We start from the raw sequence: 3,297 nt of genomic DNA, 5'->3' as shown, positions 1-3,297 counted from the left end.
GCATCAGCCCCCGCAGATAGCACTCACCTCTGGCCCGCTGATCCTTGCGCGGCACCGAGGCGAACACATCCTCCACGAACAGCCCCAACGCCGCCGTAACCGGTTCACTTCATGCGTGTCCACACACCCAACATGCTCTTGATCAGCACAAACGCAAAGACCTAACGAAGCACTACTAGGTTCTGTTTCCTGGATCATGTGCGGCGCCAGATGACCAAGGCCGCGACGGTGACAGTTCCGAGGTAGACGTAGGCGCGCTTGTCGTAGCGGGTCGCCACAGCCTGGTGGTTCTTCAGGCGATTGATGGCCTGCTCGACGACGTTTCGCAGGCCACCGCCCGCATCAGAGCCGCCGTGCCCGGGTCTGCCGGGAAGAACGTCTCGATGGCGATCTCGTCGAGCGTCACGTCACGCGGTGAACCGAACACCGTAGTGGTGTACAGCAGTGCGAGTTCGCCGTGCTCGGACGACAGTCTCAGCGGGACCACCAGGTCGTACGCCGGCCCATCCGCGGAAGCTGCGCCCACGCCTCCCTCGGGGGCGGGATAGCCCTCCAGCTCCGCGAGCAGCTCTGCCAGGCCGGCCGCCGACGTCCGCTCCAGCTGGCGGCGGACCCGGCGCAGCACGTGTGCACGCCACTGGGCGAGGTTCCGGATACGTCCGGCCAGTCCTTTGGGATGCAGGGTCGCCTTCAGCACGTTGAACGGGGGCCGCGTCAGCTCTTCCGCCACGTCGCCGAGAAAAAGCTCCATGGCACGGTTCGCGGCCAGCAATTCCCAGCGCACGTTGACGGCGAGCGCCGGATTCGGCTCGTGCCCAGTCAGTACGGCCTCCACCGCGGATCGCGCGGCACCCAGATCGGCGAAGGCGCGCTCGGCGTGCACCGGGGCGAAGCCCGCGGCCAGGTAGAACGCGTTGCGTTCCCGCAGCGGCACGTCCAACTCGTCGCACAGTCGCCGGATCATGTCCCGGCTCGGGTTCGCCCGTCCGGTCTCGATGCAACTCAGGTGCCGGGTGGACAACTCGGCGGCGAGCGACACGTCGAGCTGCGAACGGCGGCGACGCTCGCGCCAGCGCCGCAGCAGCACCCCGACCGGTTCGGTGGTGGTCGTCATGGCCCTCAGGTTGCCCGGCCGCGTGGACATCGGCAATGACCTCACAGGTCATCGACAGCCCTCGCCCGGCGGCCGCAGAGTCGTGAGCCGGAAGCACTGCTCGTAGCGCAGTGATCCATCGGGCCACCCGTAGGCACAGATCCAACGGACGACCCGTAGGCGCAGAGTCACCGGAAGAAGGAGGACCGGCCATGGCCGAATCGCACCGGACGGCGGTGTCCCCGTCGACAGGGCTCACGGGCACAGCCGGCCGCACGCACACCGTCCGCCATCCGCCTCCCCAGGCAGCAGGAGTTGCTTCCCGAAGGAGTGTCATGAACAAGAGTTTTGCGCCCGCTCCGGCACAGGATCTCGCCGGGTACCTGAAATCGTACGTCCAGGAGATCCTGGGAGAAGAGGACCCCGGCGTCGTCGTCGACCACTACCACACACCGGACATCGAGTGGCACAACGACGGGATATGCCTTGATCGGGGCAGGCTGGTCGCCCACGCCCGGCCTGCCCGCAAGAACGCCGTCTCCTGCGAGGTCGAGGTCCACGACACCCTGGTGGTCGGTAACCGCGTTGCTGCCCGGTACACCGTGCACGCGACCATGCGGAAAGGGCACCGCTTGAGCAACGAGGTCTACATGTTCGGGGAGCTGGCTCCCGACGGCCGGCTGCGCCGTGTCCGCTCCACCACCCGTGACGTGTCGCAGAAGGGCGGCGAGACTTCCATGAGCGCCGAGACGGCAGCACAGCCCGAGCCCGGGACCGGTACCACCACCGAGAGCGCCGTCGAGTGCTTCGAACAGCAGCTTGAGCAGTACGTACAGTTCTGGAACGCCGGCACCGAGCCGGAGCAGCGCCGGCTCGCGGCAGCGGTCTTCGCCGACGGTGTCGAGTACCGCGCGCAGGTCGGAATCCTCAGCGGGCCGCAGGCACTGATGGACTTCCGGAGCCAGTTCGCCGCCCACATGGGCACCGTCGCGCTTCGTCTGCGCGAGCGACCCCAGGTGCACCACCGCCGCGCCAGGCTCCAGTGGGACATCCTGACCGGCGGCGGCAACGGTGACGGTGACGGCACATCCTTCGCCACCGGAACCGATGTCATCCAGCTCGATGAGGATGGCCGAATCAGTTCCGTCACCGTGTTCCTCGACCGGGCTCCCGAAGGTTTCGACCCCGAGGCGCACCACTAGGTGTTCTGTCCGGGGAGGTTGTGGACAGTGATGCAGGTCTCGGCTGACCGATCTTGAAATGGGTGAGGGCCTTCTGGCCTGGTGTGGATTGCGACATCTGCAGCGGCAACAGAAAGGCCCTCGGGTCCCACCGCAATGCACCCCTGACCGAGACCGGCCGCCTGCGTCTGGCCGCGGAACGCTTCCAGGTCTCGCCGACCACGGCCCAGCGTTGGGCCGACCGCTACCGACAGGGCGGTGAGGCAGCCATGGCCGATCGCTCCAGCCGTCCCCGCACCAGCCCGCGCCGAACCCCGACCCGCACCGGGCGACGGATCATCAAGGTCCGTGTTCTGCGCCGCTGGGGCCCGGCCCGCATCGCGGGCCTGCTGCGGCTGGTGCCCTCGACCGTGCACCGGGTGCCGAGGCACTACGGCCTGGCGCGCCTTGCACATCTGGACCGGGCTACCGGCCGTGTCATCCGACGCTACGAACGCGACCGGCCCGGCGAACTGATCCATGTCGACATCAAGAAACTCGGCAACATCCCCGACGGGGGCGGCCACAAGGCCCTTGGCCGGCAGGCAGGCCGCAAGACCCGCTCGAAGGCCGGCTACAGCTACTTGCACACCGCCGTCGACGACCACTCCCGCCTGGCCTACAGCGAGAACCGCGCAGACGAGAAGAAAGAGACCGCAACCGCCTTCTGGACCCGGGCCCAAGAGTTCTTCACCTCATGCGGGATCACCGTCGAACGGGTCCTGACCGACAACGGAGCCTGCTACCGCTCCCGCAACCGGCGCGACGCCCTGGCGGCGACCGGGATCACCCACAAACGAACCCGGCCCTACCGACCCCAAACGAACGGCAAGGTCGAACGCCTCAACCGCACCCTGCTCGACGAGTGGGCCTACGCCCGCCCCTACCGCTCAGCCTCGATCCACCGCGTGATAGTCGGCCTGTGGACAGAGGAATAGGAAGAGGTGCCTGCTGACCTGCGATGATGGGAGTTCCTACGCTTCC

General features: G+C 67.5%; 2 protein-coding genes and 2 pseudogenes. 2 read left to right on the top strand and 2 right to left on the bottom strand.

Annotated features, from left to right (window positions below):
* Positions 1-194: 194 nt before the first annotated feature.
* Both AB0N07_RS50090 and AB0N07_RS50085 read right to left on the bottom strand, forming a co-directional pair.
* Positions 195-326: pseudogene (locus AB0N07_RS50090) on the bottom strand (IS5/IS1182 family transposase); the annotation flags it as partial.
* A complete protein-coding gene (locus AB0N07_RS50085; protein WP_365847554.1) occupies positions 293-1,114 on the bottom strand; it encodes a helix-turn-helix transcriptional regulator in 822 nt (273 codons plus the stop codon). The gene AB0N07_RS50085 and the pseudogene AB0N07_RS50090, both read right to left, overlap by 34 nt.
* A 314-nt stretch (positions 1,115-1,428) precedes the next feature.
* Between AB0N07_RS50085 and AB0N07_RS50080 the strand changes: the two genes are divergently transcribed.
* Positions 1,429-2,295: a nuclear transport factor 2 family protein gene (locus AB0N07_RS50080; RefSeq protein WP_365847552.1), complete on the top strand. Its 867-nt coding sequence runs from the start codon at positions 1,429-1,431 to the stop codon at positions 2,293-2,295.
* An 87-nt stretch (positions 2,296-2,382) separates the two neighbouring features.
* A pseudogene (locus tag AB0N07_RS50075) lies at positions 2,383-3,206 on the top strand (IS481 family transposase); the annotation flags it as partial.
* Between the last annotated feature and the right edge of the window lie 91 nt (positions 3,207-3,297).

This window comes from Streptomyces sp. NPDC051172, from assembly GCF_040682555.1.
Lineage (GTDB): Bacteria > Actinomycetota > Actinomycetes > Streptomycetales > Streptomycetaceae > Streptomyces.
The sequence above is the reverse complement of the archived record's forward strand: the minus strand, read 5'-3'. Positions and strand labels throughout refer to the sequence as shown.